The sequence below is a fragment of the Winogradskyella poriferorum genome (assembly GCF_050618035.1).
GTDB classification, from domain to species: Bacteria; Bacteroidota; Bacteroidia; order Flavobacteriales; family Flavobacteriaceae; genus Winogradskyella; species Winogradskyella poriferorum_A.
Map to the genome: position 1 here is coordinate 1 of NZ_JBODPY010000107.1, position 240 is coordinate 240.

Sequence of the window (240 nt, forward strand, 5' to 3'; positions counted from 1 at the left end):
GCCAGAAACAACGCGTAATGGCCGCGAAATAAACTTTCTTCTTTTATAGGTGTCATACGGCTATAATGGCCACAATCTGGGGATGACTTGGCTTCGACGCTGCTTACAAAACCTTAGGTGCATGTCGAGAATGTAGTGGATCTCGTAAATCCCTCACTACACAGTTATAGTTGCTAACGACGATAACTACGCTCTAGCCGCTTAAGTCGGCTTGTGCCGCTCCTTCAGGTGTCTGTAACT

Annotated in this window: 1 other RNA gene; it reads left to right on the forward strand. The window is 46.7% G+C overall.

Annotated features, from left to right (window positions below):
* Positions 1–78: 78 nt before the first annotated feature.
* Positions 79–240, forward strand: a transfer-messenger RNA (tmRNA) gene (gene ssrA / locus ACRHOC_RS15100); the annotation flags it as partial.